General features: G+C 42.4%; 1 pseudogene. It reads left to right on the top strand.

Features of this window, described 5'->3' with window-relative positions:
* Positions 1 to 298: 298 nt before the first annotated feature.
* Positions 299 to 417, top strand: a pseudogene (locus QTO06_RS25445) (GNAT family N-acetyltransferase); the annotation flags it as partial.

Genomic DNA, 417 nt, shown 5'->3' with positions numbered 1-417 from the left:
CTTTCTGAGCGCAGAAATCATATACCTTTCGTTCTCAGTGAGGTGCGTGTATTTCATGTTTTTTACTTCTTGGCGGGAGCAAACTTCATGATTATCGCATCTCACTGTTTTTATGTTCAGAGGTGTCGCACTTCGTACTTGAATCCAAGTATGCTAACAAAGCATTTAAGAGTGATTCCCAACGCTTGGCATTTTTAGTTCAAGGTTGGGTTTCGTGTTTTCGGCGCAATGGTTTAGGTTCGTGGTAGCGTTGCTCACACCTTAATGCGGCGTTAGGTGCTTGAAGGAAAAGGTAAGTATGGAAGTTGCTTTTCGGCAGATAAACATTGATGATTTCGAATTATGCGTTGCTGCGAGAAAAGATGCATACTTTTGTAGTTTTGGGCATTACGATGGTTTCGACGACTTCATCAGCGG

Origin of the sequence: Vibrio sp. M260121, assembly GCF_036533715.1 — a bacterium.
In the GTDB taxonomy this organism is placed as follows: Bacteria; Pseudomonadota; Gammaproteobacteria; order Enterobacterales; family Vibrionaceae; genus Vibrio.
This window is presented reverse-complemented; position numbering and strand designations above follow the sequence as displayed.